The organism is Streptomyces amakusaensis (assembly GCF_039532665.1).
Taxonomy (GTDB): Bacteria; Actinomycetota; Actinomycetes; order Streptomycetales; family Streptomycetaceae; genus Streptomyces; species Streptomyces amakusaensis.
This window is the reverse complement of the sequence record NZ_BAAASB010000008.1, coordinates 240,528-253,954: the sequence shown is the minus strand read 5'-3', so window position 1 is coordinate 253,954 and position 13,427 is coordinate 240,528. Positions and strand designations below refer to the sequence as shown.

Annotated in this window: 12 protein-coding genes; 4 read left to right on the top strand and 8 right to left on the bottom strand. The window is 71.0% G+C overall.

The window, feature by feature from the left end; translation table 11 throughout:
- Nucleotides 1-3: 3 nt before the first annotated feature.
- Nucleotides 4-1,161 carry a glycosyltransferase family 4 protein gene (locus tag ABD371_RS16790; RefSeq protein WP_344477625.1) on the bottom strand — a complete coding sequence of 386 codons (1,158 nt, stop codon included), beginning with the start codon at nt 1,159-1,161 and terminating at the stop codon, nt 4-6.
- Between the two features lie 346 nt (nt 1,162-1,507).
- Nucleotides 1,508-2,503: a cell envelope lipid trafficking protein PgfA gene (pgfA, locus tag ABD371_RS16785; RefSeq protein ID WP_344477623.1), complete on the bottom strand. Its 996-nt coding sequence runs from the start codon at nt 2,501-2,503 to the stop codon at nt 1,508-1,510.
- Nucleotides 2,504-2,852: 349 nt separating this feature from the next.
- On the opposite strand from pgfA, the gene ABD371_RS16780 reads away from it, so the two are divergent.
- Both ABD371_RS16780 and ABD371_RS16775 read left to right on the top strand, forming a co-directional pair.
- Nucleotides 2,853-3,005, top strand: a complete 153-nt coding sequence (locus ABD371_RS16780) for a hypothetical protein (RefSeq protein ID WP_344477621.1) — start codon at nt 2,853-2,855, stop codon at nt 3,003-3,005.
- A 63-nt stretch (nt 3,006-3,068) separates the two neighbouring features.
- Nucleotides 3,069-4,310, top strand: a complete 1,242-nt coding sequence (locus tag ABD371_RS16775; RefSeq protein WP_344477841.1) for a PucR-like N-terminal domain-containing protein — start codon at nt 3,069-3,071, stop codon at nt 4,308-4,310.
- 40 nt (nt 4,311-4,350) lie between these two features.
- Here the strand turns inward: ABD371_RS16775 and ABD371_RS16770 are convergent, their stop codons facing one another.
- Nucleotides 4,351-4,680: a hypothetical protein gene (locus tag ABD371_RS16770; protein ID WP_344477619.1), complete on the bottom strand. Its 330-nt coding sequence runs from the start codon at nt 4,678-4,680 to the stop codon at nt 4,351-4,353.
- Entirely contained in the window at nt 4,673-5,020 is a 348-nt protein-coding gene (locus ABD371_RS16765; RefSeq protein ID WP_344477617.1) for a hypothetical protein, read from the bottom strand. Before ABD371_RS16765 ends, ABD371_RS16770 begins: the two co-directional genes overlap by 8 nt.
- A 99-nt stretch (nt 5,021-5,119) precedes the next feature.
- On the opposite strand from ABD371_RS16765, the gene ABD371_RS16760 reads away from it, so the two are divergent.
- Nucleotides 5,120-5,722: a TetR/AcrR family transcriptional regulator gene (locus tag ABD371_RS16760; protein WP_344477615.1), complete on the top strand. Its 603-nt coding sequence runs from the start codon at nt 5,120-5,122 to the stop codon at nt 5,720-5,722.
- A gap of 23 nt (nt 5,723-5,745) precedes the next feature.
- Here ABD371_RS16760 and ABD371_RS16755 read toward each other — a convergent pair whose 3' ends face one another.
- The 4 genes from ABD371_RS16755 to ABD371_RS16740 form a co-directional block, all read right to left on the bottom strand.
- Complete coding sequence (locus ABD371_RS16755) at nt 5,746-7,212, bottom strand: transglycosylase family protein (protein WP_344477613.1); 1,467 nt, start codon at nt 7,210-7,212, stop codon at nt 5,746-5,748.
- Between the two features lie 68 nt (nt 7,213-7,280).
- A complete protein-coding gene (locus ABD371_RS16750; protein ID WP_344477611.1) occupies nt 7,281-9,677 on the bottom strand; it encodes a glycoside hydrolase domain-containing protein in 2,397 nt (798 codons plus the stop codon).
- Nucleotides 9,678-9,804: 127 nt separating this feature from the next.
- The gene (locus tag ABD371_RS16745) at nt 9,805-11,532 is read right to left on the bottom strand and encodes a C40 family peptidase (protein ID WP_344477608.1); all 1,728 of its coding nucleotides are present in this window, start codon (nt 11,530-11,532) and stop codon (nt 9,805-9,807) included.
- Between the two features lie 347 nt (nt 11,533-11,879).
- Nucleotides 11,880-12,173 (bottom strand): hypothetical protein, encoded by a 294-nt coding sequence (locus ABD371_RS16740; RefSeq protein WP_344477606.1) that lies wholly within the window; start codon nt 12,171-12,173, stop codon nt 11,880-11,882.
- A gap of 164 nt (nt 12,174-12,337) precedes the next feature.
- Between ABD371_RS16740 and ABD371_RS16735 the strand changes: the two genes are divergently transcribed.
- Nucleotides 12,338-13,393: a LuxR C-terminal-related transcriptional regulator gene (locus tag ABD371_RS16735; protein ID WP_344477604.1), complete on the top strand. Its 1,056-nt coding sequence runs from the start codon at nt 12,338-12,340 to the stop codon at nt 13,391-13,393.
- Nucleotides 13,394-13,427 lie beyond the last annotated feature (34 nt).

Genomic DNA, 13,427 nt, shown 5'->3' with positions numbered 1-13,427 from the left:
CGCTCACTTCCGCCGGGAGCGCGCGGCGGCCTCCACGGCGACCTCGTGGAACGCCCGTACCGTGCTGTCCCAGGTGTATCCGGTCGCCGCCTCCCGCGCGGCCCGCCCCATCGCCGAGCGGTGCTCCTCGCCGAGCGCCAGCGAGCACCAGGCGGCGGCGAACGAGCTCTCCCCCCGGGCCAGCACCCCGCTCACCCCGTCGACGACGGAGTCCCGCAGCCCCGGCACGTCGAAGCCGATCGTCGGGGTCGACCTGATCGCGGCCTCCGTGACCACCAGACCCCATCCCTCCACGGCCGAGGGATGCAGCAGCAGCCAGGCCGAACAGAGCAGCCGGTGCTTCTCCGCCTCCGTGACATGGCCCGTGAACTCCACCCCGGGGCCCGCGAGCCCCGCCAGCCGCTCCCGCTCCGGACCGTCCCCGACGATGACGAGCCGGCCACCGGTCACGGGTCTGACCCGCTCCCACATCCTCAGCAGCAGATCGATCCGCTTGTACTCCACGAGCCTGCCCAGAGCCAGGAACAAGGGCTCGGGCGAGCGCGGCAGCCGGGGACCGGGCTCGTCGACACCGTTGTGCACCACCCGTATGCGGTCCTGGTCGACGCCGATCCCGCGCAGCGCCCCGGCCGTGGACGGGGACACCGCGACCACCAGATTCCGCCGCTGCGCCTCCTTGAGGGACCAGTGCTCCAGCCGCCGTCCCAGCCGCCCGGCGGGCGCGAGGACACGGCCGCCGAAGCGCATGTTCCACAGCTCGGTGTGGACATGGTTGACCAGGCACAGCGTCGGACCGCGATGCCACAGCGGCGTCAGGTACGGCATGCCGTTGCACACCTCGACCAGCAGGTCGCAGTCGCCGACCCGCCGGGCCAGGGCCCCGCGGGCCCGCAGGAAGTGACCGAGGTCGCCGCCCGCCGACACCACACGGTAGTCGCGCCGGGCCGCCGGGCCGCCGCAGACAAGGGTGACCTGATGGCCGAGGCGGGTGAGACCGCCGGCCAGCCGGTCCACCAGGAGTTCGGAACCGCCGGCGGCGGGATTGCCGAGGTCGCGGCGGGAGAGGAACACAATGCGGCGCGGCTCGGAGGGCGGCGCGTGAAGGGGCTGAGCGGGCCGGGGGCCGGCCTTGCGCAGCGAAGCGGGCACGTGCTGGGGCATTGGTGCTCCGACTCGTCTCGGGGTACGGAACGGTGCGGCGGTACCAGGGAGGTCCACGGCGGTACGGAGTTCGAGCGGGTACGGACGGGGTGAGGTACGGGAGGGTGGGCCGGTCCGGGACCGCGCGGGGAACGACTGCTGCCGCGCGCGGTCCCGGCGGGACTCCGGCCCCGGGCGGGGCGCCGGCTCCGGGCGGGCCCCGGAGGGTGCCGGGGCCGCTCGAATGTGACGGGGTCTTGCACGGATGGTGTGTTCGGGTGGGTGGGATGGACAGTTTTCGCCCAGAGGTTCGCCGCGGCTACTCACCGGGGTGACAAATTGCGCCCCCGTCACCGGCCGTACCTCATCACCGAGTGGAGGGTTCCGGCTCCCCGGCCGAAGCCGGCACCGCGCCGGTGTCCTCGGGACGCCTCCGGAACAGCAGGACCGAGCCCGCCACGGCCAGCACCAGGCCCAGTCCGCCCGCCCCCACGGGCACCGTCAGCCCCAGCAGCCGGAACTTGCGGTTATCGGCCTCCGCCAGCTCGACCTGCTTCTTCTGCGTCTCCTCGGTGAACGCGATGCGCTCGCTCTCCAGCAGCACCACCTCGTTCTCGCCGGAGTCCGCGCCGGGCGCCCGCAGTGTCTTCCTCGGCCCGATGGACGCGAACAGGATCCGCCCGGTCTTCCGGTCCGCGACCAGCTCGATGCCGTGGTTCGCGTACCACTCCTCGGCGAGAACCTGCCCACGGTCCGGCCGGCCGACGAGCACCCCCGGCACCTGCCGCGTCCCGGTCTTCACCGGGTCGACCGTGCCCGTGAAGAGATACCCCTCGTGTCCCTGGACCTTCGTCCCGCCCTCGAACTCCAGCTCCACGGTGCCGCCCAGCGTGCTGTCCCACCAGCGGTACGAACGCTTCTCCACGTTGAACGGGAACTTCAGATACGCCTCGCCCTCGAATCGCGGGCTCTCCTCGCAGCAGTGCACCGGAGTGTTGGTCCGCCGGTCGGTCACCCAGCGTTCCACCGTCCACTGGAACGAGTCGTGGGTGTCGGACGCGGGCAGGGTGTCGTCGGTGTCGACGCTCGTCGACACGTCCCAGACGGCCCGGCCGCTCTCCTCGCTGTCGGCCACGTCCCCGCGGACCTTCCGGGTGACGGTGAGCTTCGCACCGTCGACGGTTTTGACCTTCTTGGCATCGAAATAGCTGCCCTGACCAGTGAAGACCGTGGTCGCATCGGTGTCGATCGGGGTGCGCTGGGCGCGCGGCTCGACATACCAGGCGAGCATCGCGGCCAGCACCAGCAGAAAGGTGCCGACGCCCAGCAGAACGAGCGGGACGGGTGAGGCGGTACGTCGCATCCGGGCACTCCAAGAGGGTTCGGGACGAGTTCGGGGCGGCTCGGCCGGTGGCGGAGAATCGCGGTCACAAGGTGACGGAACGTGTGCGCGCGTAGGGAGAAAACGCAGGCGCCGTATGGGCCGGGAACCGTAGGCGCCCTCTTGACTAGGTGTCAATGCATTGTCGAGACTGACCCCAGCCGGTCGAGGGAGTTCGAGAACACGACCCGAACCGGCACGCGCCACCACGGGAAGGCGGTACCAGGGACCCGTGACCGCTCATGAGCAGGGAACCCATGAGCACCGGCGCGGATCGTGTGGATCACCCGGGGTGGGGACGACCTTTCGACCGGAGAGGCTGGACCCCAGCATGCCCAGACTGCTCACCGCCGCACTCACCGTCGTGGCCGCCGCGGCCCTCGCCGTGGGCGCCGCCCTCGGTGTCGTCGCCCTGCTCGACACCACCCCGGAGCAGCCCAACACCCCCCTTGTCACCTACGAGACGGCCCCCCGGGAGCGCTGACCCTTGCCCTCTCCCACTTCCCCGGGGCTCTCCGCGGCCTCCCCCGCCACGGGCGACCGCACCGTGCCGCCACTCGGGACCCGCTCGGCCTGGCACGACGTACCGCGCACCCAGGTACGCCGGTTCGCGGCACTCGTCATGGCCGAGGCCCCCACGCTGGCCGAGGAGATCCTGCGGGAGATCCGCCGCGAGTACCCCCATGTCCCGGTCATCCTCGACGACTCCGGGGAACCCAAGTCCCTCATCGGCATCCGGCGCGCCATCGAGATCTTCGTACTGCGTCTGGAGACGGCCGAGGACCGGCCCCGCGTCCACCCCGAAGTCTTCCAGGACTTCGGCCGCGGCGAGGAGATCGGCGGTCGCAGCCTCGACTCCCTCCAGGCCATCTACCGCCTCGGCGTCCGCCTCACCTGGCGGCGGCTCGCCGAGATCGGCCAACGCGTCGACATCCCGCCGCCCGCCATGTACGAGCTGGTCGACGCGGGTTACGAGTACCTCGACGGCCTCGTCGACCAGTCGGTACGCGGCTATGCCGAGGCCGCCGCCCGACAGGCCGGTGAACGCCTCCGGCTCCAGCGCGAGCTGATGGAACTCCTCCTCGCCGAACGCGGCACCCGCCCCGCCGCCGGCCCGCACGAGATCGCCGCCGCCCTCGCGGAACGCGCCGCCCGGATCGGCTGGCCACTGCCCGCCAAGGTCGCCGCCGGAGTGCTGCTGCGCCCCGCCCGCCAGGCCGTCGCCCCCGCCGTCGACCAGGGCATCCTCCTGGACATGGAGGCCGAACAGCCCCGAGTGATCGTCCCCGACCCGTACGCGGCGGGCCGCCCCGAACTGCTGCGGCGCGCCATGACCGGCTGGGCCGGCGCGATCGGGCCACCCGTGCCGCTGGTCGACGCCGCGAAGTCGCTGCGCTGGGCCGAGGCCGCCGTACGCCTCATGGAACGCGGGCTGCTTCCGGCGGGAGAGGTGCTCCACTGCACCGAGCACACCGAGGCCCTGGTGCTCCTCCAGCCCGAGGAACTGATCGACGACCTCGCCCGCCGCACCCTCGCCCCCCTCGCCCACTGCGGCCGGACCCCCGCCCGCCGCCTCGCCGAGACCCTCCTCGCCTGGCTGGAGACCCGGGGCGGCGCTCCCGAGGTCGCGGCCCGCCTCGGGGTCCACCCCCAGACCGTCCGCTACCGGCTCCGCCAGATCCGGGAGCTGTGGGGGGACGAGATCGACGACCCCGACCGCCGCTTCGAACTCGAACTGGTGCTGCGCGCCCAGCGGCTCCGCGGAGACCTGGGCGGCTTCACCCCCTGAGCCCGGGGCCGCAGACGTGCACGACCCGGCTGAGGAGCGGTCACCGAGTACGCCAGCCGCGTGATCGAGGGTGGCCTCCGCCTTCAGGGGGACGGTGGCCCCGTCGGCGGCGCGGGCGGCGTCCGCCCGGGCTGCCGGTCCACCGTGGGTCGTCGGAGACGACCGGTGCCTGGCGGTCGGCCTGGGCGCGGATCTCGATGTGGGACTCGTGGGAGGTGATGCGCAGGGCCTCCTCGTAGGAGGCCAGCGCGCCGCGCAGAGCGGACCCGGCCAGTCCGCGGCGGAGCACCAGGCGCTTCAGCCAGGTGAAGAACCCCATCACCGCGATCAGGAAGCCGGACACCACCAGGCAGGCGACGGCTTCACTCACGCGTCGCCGCCTCGCCGGCCGCGCCCATGGCCCTGGCCCCGCCGTCCCCGACGTCGCTCCGGATCCGCACCGTGCCCGCGTCCGGGTCGACGTCGAAGGGCGGCTCTCCGGCGGGCCGTACGCTCTTGCGGGTCCGCTCGTCCCGCATCGCCCGTTCGAGCGCCTTCGCCGCGGGGGAACCTTCCAGCATCAGATCCACCCCCATGGCCTTCAGCCCTTTGGTCTTTCGCCAGTACACCCAGCCGCGGGCCTCCAGCCGCAGCAGCGCACGGTCCGCCAACCAGCAGAGCGCCGCCGGCGCGCCGACGGATCCCGCCACGAAGGCCGCTGTCTCGATCATCACCGGGCTGACTCCCGCCTCGTCCGAAGTGCCGGCCGACCCCACTAAAGTAACGTAGCGTTTCCAGAAACGCTACGTTACTGAATGAGGGTGGGGCGGATGGGCAGGTTGACACGGGCCGAACAGCAACAGGTCACCCGCGGAAGGCTGTTGGAGGCCGGCCGTTCGGTGCTCCGGCGCCGGGGGTTCCTGGCGGCGACGGTCGACGAGATCGCCGAGGAGGCCGGCTACACGCGAGGTGCCGTGTACAAGCACTTCGGAGGCAAGGAGGGCTTGTGGCAAGCCGTCGCCGACGCCCACACCGAGGCGCATCTGGAGCTGCTCGGCGAGACCCTGGACCGGGTGTCCGGCCGGGAGGAGCTGATCGCCGCACTGGTTCCGAGTGCCTTCGCCGATGACCAGGACGCGGCGAGGTGGAGCACCGCGGCCATGGAGTTCATGGCCGCGGTGACGCGTCACCCCGATGCCGCCGCCGTCTCGGCGGCGGCTCAGCGCCGCCACGAGGAGCGGATCGTCGCCTTGCTGGAGGGTGTTTGCCGCCGCCTGCGCATCCGGCCGGCCATGCCGCTGGAGCAGCTCGTCGTGGTGCTGGGCGGGCTGGGCGGCAGCCTCGGGCTGCGGGCCGCGGTCGACCCCGCCACGGATGTGGCCGCCCTCGCCGCCGGCTTCATGACGGTCATGTTCCCCGAGCCGGCGGAGTGAGCTTCTCAAGCGGCCCTGCGGGCTCAGCCGAGCTTCACGCGGTCGCCCCACCAGTGGGCGGCCGGTACGTCCCAGGAGCGGAGCGGGGTGCCGAATTCTCCGGAGGCGTTCGACTTGAAGGTGTAGAGGGCGGCGCGTCCGTCGCTGTAGCCGTAGAAGGCGGCGACGTCGGACCGGCCGTTGCCGTCGTAGTCGCCCGAGGCGATCTGGACGTTCTCCACCCACCAGTTGCCCGGTGCCGTGGTCCAGGACTTGACCGGGTTCTCGAAGGTGCCGTCGGTCCTGGTGGCGAAGGTGAAGAGGGAGATGCCGCCGTTCTCGTAGCCGTACATGGCGGCCACATCGGCGCGGCCGTTGCCGTCGTAGTCGCCGGCCGTGAGTTTGACGTTCTTCCCCCACCAGTTGCCGGGGGCGGTGTTCCAGGACTTCACGGGGCTGGCGAAGCCGCCGTCGGTCTGGGACGTGAAGGTGAACATCGCCGCGCGGCCGTCGTCGTAGCCGTAGAAGGCGCCCACGTCGTCGCGTCCGTTGCCGTCGAAGTCCCCGGAGGCCAGCTTGACGTTCTCGCCCCACCAGTGGTTCTCGGGGACGTTCCAGGAGCGGAGGGGGGTGCCGAATTCTCCGGAGGCGTTGGGTTTGAAGGTGTAGAGGGCGGCGCGTCCGTCGCTGTAGCCGTAGAAGGCGGCGACGTCGTCGCGTCCGTTTCCGTCGTAGTCCCCGGAGGCCAGTTGGACGTTCTCGGGCCACCAGTTGCCGGGGGCGGTGTTCCAGGATTTCACCGGGTTGGCGAAGCCGCCGTCCGCCCGCGCCAGGAAGGTGAAGAGGGCCACCGAACCGTCGGCGTAGTCGTACATGGCGGCGAGGTCCGCGCGGCCGTCGCCGTTGAAGTCGCCCGCCACGGGTTTGATGCTGCGGTGGGTCCAGTTGCCGGGGCTCACGTTCCACGACTTGACGGGATCGGCGAAGCCGCCGTCCGCCTTGGCGAGGAAGGTGAAGAGGGCGACCGAGCCGTCGGCGTAGCCGTAGAAGGCGGCCGTGTCGTCGCGGCCGTCGCCGTTGAAGTCCGCGTTCACCCGGGGGGCGGCGTCGTCCCGCCAGGCGGCCTCGGCGGGTTCGGCGGGATAGGGATCGGCGGTGTCGCTGCCGAGGCCCGCGCGGGGGCCGCAGGTGGGCCAGGTGCGTTCGCCCCGGTCGGCGAGGGCCTTCTCGCCGATGAGTATCTGTTCCTTCTTGGTGGCCAGGTGCGGGTAGGTCGCGTAGCGGCTGCCGCCGTACGCCTTCCAGGTGCTGAGCTTGAACTGGAGGCCGCCGTAGTAGCCGTTGCCCGTGTTGATGGACCAGTTTCCGCCGCTCTCGCACTGGGCGACCTTGTCCCAGGTGGCGACCGAAGCGGCGTGTGCGGGCGGCGCCGGCAGCAGGGTCGTCGCGCCCAGCAGCAGGGCCGTCGCGAGTGCGCCGCGGGCTGCCGCGCCGAGGGTTCTGTGTCCCATGACATCTCTCGTTTCGTCAAGGAGGGCGGCGGCACGCGCGAGTGCCGCCGCCCGGAGCGGAGCCGGTCTCAGCCGAGCTTCACGTGGTCGCCCCACCAGTGCTCGGCGGGTACGTTCCAGGAGCGCAGCGGGGTGGCGAACCTGCCCGCCGTGTCCGACTTGAAGGTGTAGAGGGCGGCGCGTCCGTCGCTGTAGCCGTAGAACGCCGCCACATCACCCCGGCCGTTTCCGTCGAAGTCGCCCGAGGCGATCTGGACGTTCTCCACCCACCAGTTGCCGGGTTCGGTGGTCCAGGACTTCACCGGGCTCTCGAAGGTGCCGTCCGCCCTGGTGTCGAAGGTGAAGAGGGCGACCGCGCCGTTCTCGTAGCCGTACATGGCGGCCACATCGGCGCGTCCGTTGCCGTCGTAGTCGGCGGCGGTCAGCTTGACGTTCTCGCCCCACCAGTTGCCGGGGGCGGTGTTCCAGGACTTCACGGGGTTGGCGAAGCCGCCGTCGGTCTGGGACGTGAAGGTGAACATCGCGGCGCGGCCGTCGGCGTAGCCGTAGAAGGCGGCGACATCGTCCCGGCCGTTGCCGTCGAAGTCGCCCGAAGCCAGCTTCACATGGTCGCCCCACCAATGCTCGGCCGGTACGTCCCAGGAGCGGAGCGGGGTGCCGAATTCTCCGGAGGCGTTCGACTTGAAGGTGTAGAGGGCGGCGCGTCCGTCGCTGTAGCCGTAGAAGGCGGCGACGTCGTCGCGTCCGTTGCCGTCGAAGTCCCCGGAGGCCAGTTGGACGTTCTCGGGCCACCAGTTGCCGGGGGCGGTGTTCCAGGATTTCACCGGATCGGCGAAGCCGCCGTTGGTCTCGGACGTGAAGGTGAAGAGGGCCACTGAGCCGTCGGCGTAGTCGTACATGGCGGCGAGGTCGGCGCGTCCGTTGCCGTCGTAGTCGCCCGCCGTCAGTTTGACGCTCTTGAAGGTCCAGTTCCCCGGCGGGCGGGTCCAGGATTTCACCGGGGTGCCGAAGCCGCCGTCCGCCTTGGCGAGGAAGGTGAAGAGGGCGACCGAGCCGTCGGCGTAGCCGTAGAGCGCGGCCACGTCGTCGCGGCCGTCGCCGTTGAAGTCCGCGTTCACCCGGGAAGCGGCGTCCTCGCGCCATGCCTCGGGCTGCGGGGCGGGGGCGGGGGCGACGTCCATGTAGTTGCGGTCGATGTTGAGGTGCACTCCGCCGTGCGTCTCGCCCACGTCGCCCGCGTACTGGTGCACGCGCCGCTTGCCCGGCCAGTAGGAGCTGCCGGGGAGGCCCATCGAGGAGTTGGAGATGTCCGCCACGCCGTTCCAGTTGGCGGCCCACAGCACATCGGGCTTCGCATAGCGGGAGTTGTTGTGGAGCGCGGCCATGTCGCCGGAGTTCTGGGCGTTCACATACACGCCCGGGCGGAAGCCCAGTTCGCGGACTCTGGCGCTGTAGCCGGAGATGTAGTCGATGACCCGGGTGCGGTAGACCGCCGAGGAGTAGGGCTCCATGTCCGTGTACAGCACGGTCTGGGCCGCGAACCCGAGCGCCTTCGCCCGGTCCACCGCGCTGTCGGCGGAGTCCCTGCCCTGCCTGACGGCCTCGCCGGGCGAGATCCCGCCGGCCTGGAGGCCCGCGTAGATCGGGATCATGTGCCAGCCGTCGGCCGTACGGTCGGACACCCAGCCGGCGGTCAGGTTGGGCTGGGCGCAGACCCTGGTCGGGCCTCCGATGTAGATGCCGACACCCTCGTAGGGCGAGGCCTTCCACGCCTTCATCAGGCTCGCGGAGGGGGCGGCGCAGGCGTCGAAGGCCTTGCCGGTGTATCCGGTGCTGGGGGCCGCGGCCACCGCTCTCGCCGCGGCGCGGGGAGCGGGGAGTTTGCCCGGGACCGCCGCCGGTCCGGTGCGGCCCGAGCCGACGACGCGGGACACGGTGTCGGGGCTCGTGCCGTAGACGGCCGTGACGAGCAGTCCGGCACCCTCGACGGACAGGGTGATCTCATGGTCGGCGTTGCCCGTGAGGCGGGTCGGGAGGGGCCGGCCGGCCGGTACGCGGAGCACGGACGCGGGGTCGGTGACGGTGGCCCCGGCCAGGGGTTCCACCACCAGGGCGTCGGCCCGCTCGCCGACCGCGTCGGCGGGGCAGGACCGCTGCGCCCCGGGCCGCCCCAGATAGACGGTGGCCGTGTTGAACCGTACGCACGCGTCGGGCGACTTCTCCAGGTCGACGACGCGCCAGTGCTCGGGGACGTCCAACCGCAGTCCTCGGTACTCCACGGGCTGGGAATCGCCCGCCGGTGCGGACGCCCCGGTGACCGGCGGGAGGACGGATGCGGTGGTCGCGGCGGACGCCGAGGAGACGGCCGCCCCGGGCAGCGCCAGAGCTGTCAGAGCCGTCAGAGCTGCGGCGACGGTCCAGCCTCTGCGCTGTTCTCGGACGATACGGGCAGGCGGTGAGTGCATGGTGGGTTCGCTTCCGGTGTACGGGGCGGTGAGGGGACGGCGGAGAAGGAGGCGGGGCCGCCCGGCAGGTGCCGGGCGGCCCCGTTCGGAGAGGGAGGGCCGGGCTCGGACGCCCGGCCCTGCGGGCTCAGCCGAGCTTCACGCGGTCGCCCCACCAGTGGGCGGCCGGTACGTCCCAGGAGCGGAGCGGGGTGCCGAATTCTCCGGAGGCGTTGGGCTTGAAGGTGTAGAGGGCGGCGCGGCCGTCCTCGTAGCCGTAGAAGGCGGCCACGTCGGACCGGCCGTTGCCGTCGTAGTCGCCCGAGGCGATCTGGACGTTCTCGCCCCACCAGTGGGCAGCGGGCACATTCCAGGACTTCACCGGGCTGTTGAAGGTCCCGTCGGTCTTGGTGAGGAAGGTGAACAGCGCGGCGCGGCCGTCGCTGTAGCCGTAGAACGCGCCGGCGTCCGCCCGGCCGTCACCGTTGTAGTCGCCCGCGGTCAGCTTGACGTTGGAGAAGGTCCAGTTCCCCGGCGCGGTCGTCCACGACTTCACGGGGGTCGCGAACCCGCCGTCCGTCTCGGACTTGAAGGTGAACATCGAGACGGTGCCGTCCTGGTACCCGTACATCGTGGCCAGGTCGTCGCGTCCGTTGCCGTCGAAGTCTCCGGCCGCGAGCTGGACATGCTCGCCCCACCAGTGGTTCTCGGGGACGTTCCAGGAGCGGAGGGGGGTGCCGAATTCTCCGGAGGCGTTGGGTTTGAAGGTGTAGAGGGCGGCGCGGCCGTCGCTGTAGCCGTAGAAGGCGGCGACGTCGTCGCGTCCGTTTCCGTCGAAGTCTCCGGAGGCCAGTTGGACGTTCTCGGGCCACCAGTTGCCGGGGGCGGTGTTCCAGGACTTCACCGGATCGGCGAAGCCGCCGTTGGTCTCGGACTTGAAGGTGAACATCGCGACCGAGCCGTCGGCGTAGTCGTACATGGCGGCGAGGTCGGCGCGTCCGTTGCCGTCGTAGTCGCCCGCCGTCAGTTTGACGCTCTTGAAGGTCCAGTTGCCCGGGGGACGGGTCCAGGATTTCACCGGGGTGCCGAAGCCGCCGTCCGCCTTGGCGAGGAAGGTGTAGAGGGCGACCGAGCCGTCGGCGTAGCCGTAGAGCGCGGCCACGTCGTCGCGTCCGTCGCCGTTGAAGTCCGCGTTCACCCGGGAGGAGGTGTCCTCCTTCGGGGCCTCCGGCTTCGGGACGACATCGTCCACGATGTTCTTCAGACGCACCGGAGCGAAAGGCCCGTTGCCGCTGTAATAAGGGTAGGGAATGATGCGATGGTGAACGCCGCTGGGGGTGAACTCATAACCCCAGTAGGCGGACTTGTCGCTCTTCGCCCACTCCTCGAAGATCACGATGTGGCCGCTCGCTCCGCCGTCGTCGTCGAGCAGCGCGTCTCCTGCCTTGAGCTCGGCCTTCGTTATCCACTCGGCCGTTCCCGGCACGAAGTAGGGGGTCGCCAGCGAGGTGCTGAGGCCCCATGCCATGGAGACATAACCGGAACAGTCCATCCGGTAGCCCTGGTGGTAGTTCGTCCAGCTGTAGTCCAGGCCCTTTCCGACCCAGGACTTCGCCCGTTTGATGACCTCGCTCCGAGTGATCGTGGCCGCCGCCGAAGGGCTCCGCTGGAGTGTGTCCCTGCGGAATTCCTCGGGGACCGGGGTGACCTTGCCCTGTCCGGCACTCGGGTAGTCGGGTTCGCCCGCCTTCACGGCCGGGCTGCTGCCCGCCGGTCCGGCCTGCTGGGCGACCGCGGTGCCGCTCACTCCGAGCCCGAGGGCCGTGGCCGCGCACAGGGCCACGGTGAGCCGACGGGTGTTTCTGAACCCAGTCATCTTCTGCCTTTCAAGAGAATGGGAATGTGTTCTGCGAGAGAGACGGGGGAGAGGGGAAAGAGGAATTCGCTCACTGCCAGCCGAGCGTGGCCTTGACGAGCGGGCTGTCCGCCATTGCGCTGGTACTGAATCCGGTGAAGACGAACGCGAGGAACAGAGCGGTGGCAAGGCGGGCACGCAGCACGGCGAAGTCCTTTACGGAGTCGGTGAATTCGGCGAACCGAAATGCGAATGATTGGATCCTGCACCAGATGGTGGTTCCGGTGAAGCGGCTGACGCTGTCCGCATCGGGACAAGGCCGCTTCGGGACACCCCCGTCGGGCACACCGCCGGCGGAAGGGCCGCTCCTACGACTCCAGGAGCGACCAGACCAGCACGGCACCGCAGGAGACGGCGACGAACCCCCAGGCCGGGTGCCGGCTCAGCGCGCGGAGACACACCGCGGCGGCCGTCTCCTCGGCGACGGCGAGACTCTGAACCCGGAGGAACAGGCCGACGACGGTCTCGCGGCCGGAGACGCGGTGCACCGCGACATGCTCCACGCCCTCGCCCGGGGCCGCCGTGGCGAGGATCTCCCGCGCCATCTCCTGGGCGGGCTCGCCATCGGCGAGACGGCACAGCCGTACATGGATCAGATGCATTCCTCGATCTTCATGAGCCGCCCCGCCCATGCCTCCGGTCCGGGGTGTCCCCAACCGGCCAAGGCCACAACCGGACACATCAGAACCCACTCGCGCCACCGAAGCGAAAGAGGGGTGGACACCGTGTGATGATTCGTTCACGTATCTATGTGGGGGGTACACGCATGCTTGACGCGCTGGGAATCGACACCCGAACGGAACATGTCTATCGGACGCTGCTTCAGCATGCCGACTGGGGAGTCGCGGAACTGGCGGTCTCTCTCTCACTGCCCGAGGCGGATGTCCGGGCGGCGCTCGACCGGCTCAGCGAGCTGTCTCTGCTGCGCCCCTCCGCCACGGAGCGGGCCCGGCTCCATCCGGTCAGCCCGGAACTGGCGATGGAGACGCTGCTCGCCCGCCAGCAGGCGGAGTTGCTCGCGCGGCAGCAGAAGCTGGAGGCGTCCCGCGCCGCCGCCGCCCAGCTCATCGCGGACTGGGTCGGCCGTCAGCCCCTGACGGACTCTCCCGGTGTGGAGACGGTCGTCGGGGTGGACCGGATACGCGACCGGCTGGCCGAGCTGAGCCGCCACATCGAGCATGAGGTCATGGCGTTCGTCCCGGACGCGCCCGACGCGAAGAACATCGAATCGGCCAAGCCGCTGGACTCGAAGCTGCTGGCCCGCGGCGTGCGGATGCGCACCCTGTACCCCGAGTCCCTGCGCAACAACCCGGCCGGGACGGACTACGCGAACTGGCTCGCGTCCATGGGCGGTGAGGTGCGCACCACCCCCGACGTCCCGGTCCGCATGACCGTCATCGACCGGCGGGTCGTCGTCCTGCCGGTGCACGGCGAGAACAGCGGGCACAGCGCCGTCCTGCTCACGGGGAACGGGGCCCTCATCGCCCTGTGCGCCCTGTTCGACCTGGCCTGGGACCAGGCGGACCCGCTCGGCGCGGCGAGAACGCGCGACGAGCGGGGACTCACCTCTCAGGAGCGCGAGACGCTTCGGCTCCTGGAGCACGGGCACACCGACGAGACCATCGCGAAGCGGCTCGGAGTCTCCAGCCGCACCACCCGCCGGATCGTGGCCGGGATCATGGACACGCTCGGAGCGCGGAGCCGCTTCCAGGCCGGGGCACTGGCCTCGCAGCGGGGCTGGCTCACCGCCCCCGCCCTCCCCCGTACGCGGGACGAATCCCACCGTACGCAGGACGCCCCGGCCCCCCACCCCTCCACCTGAGCCCGCGCCCCGGGGAGCGGGGTGCCGGAGAGCG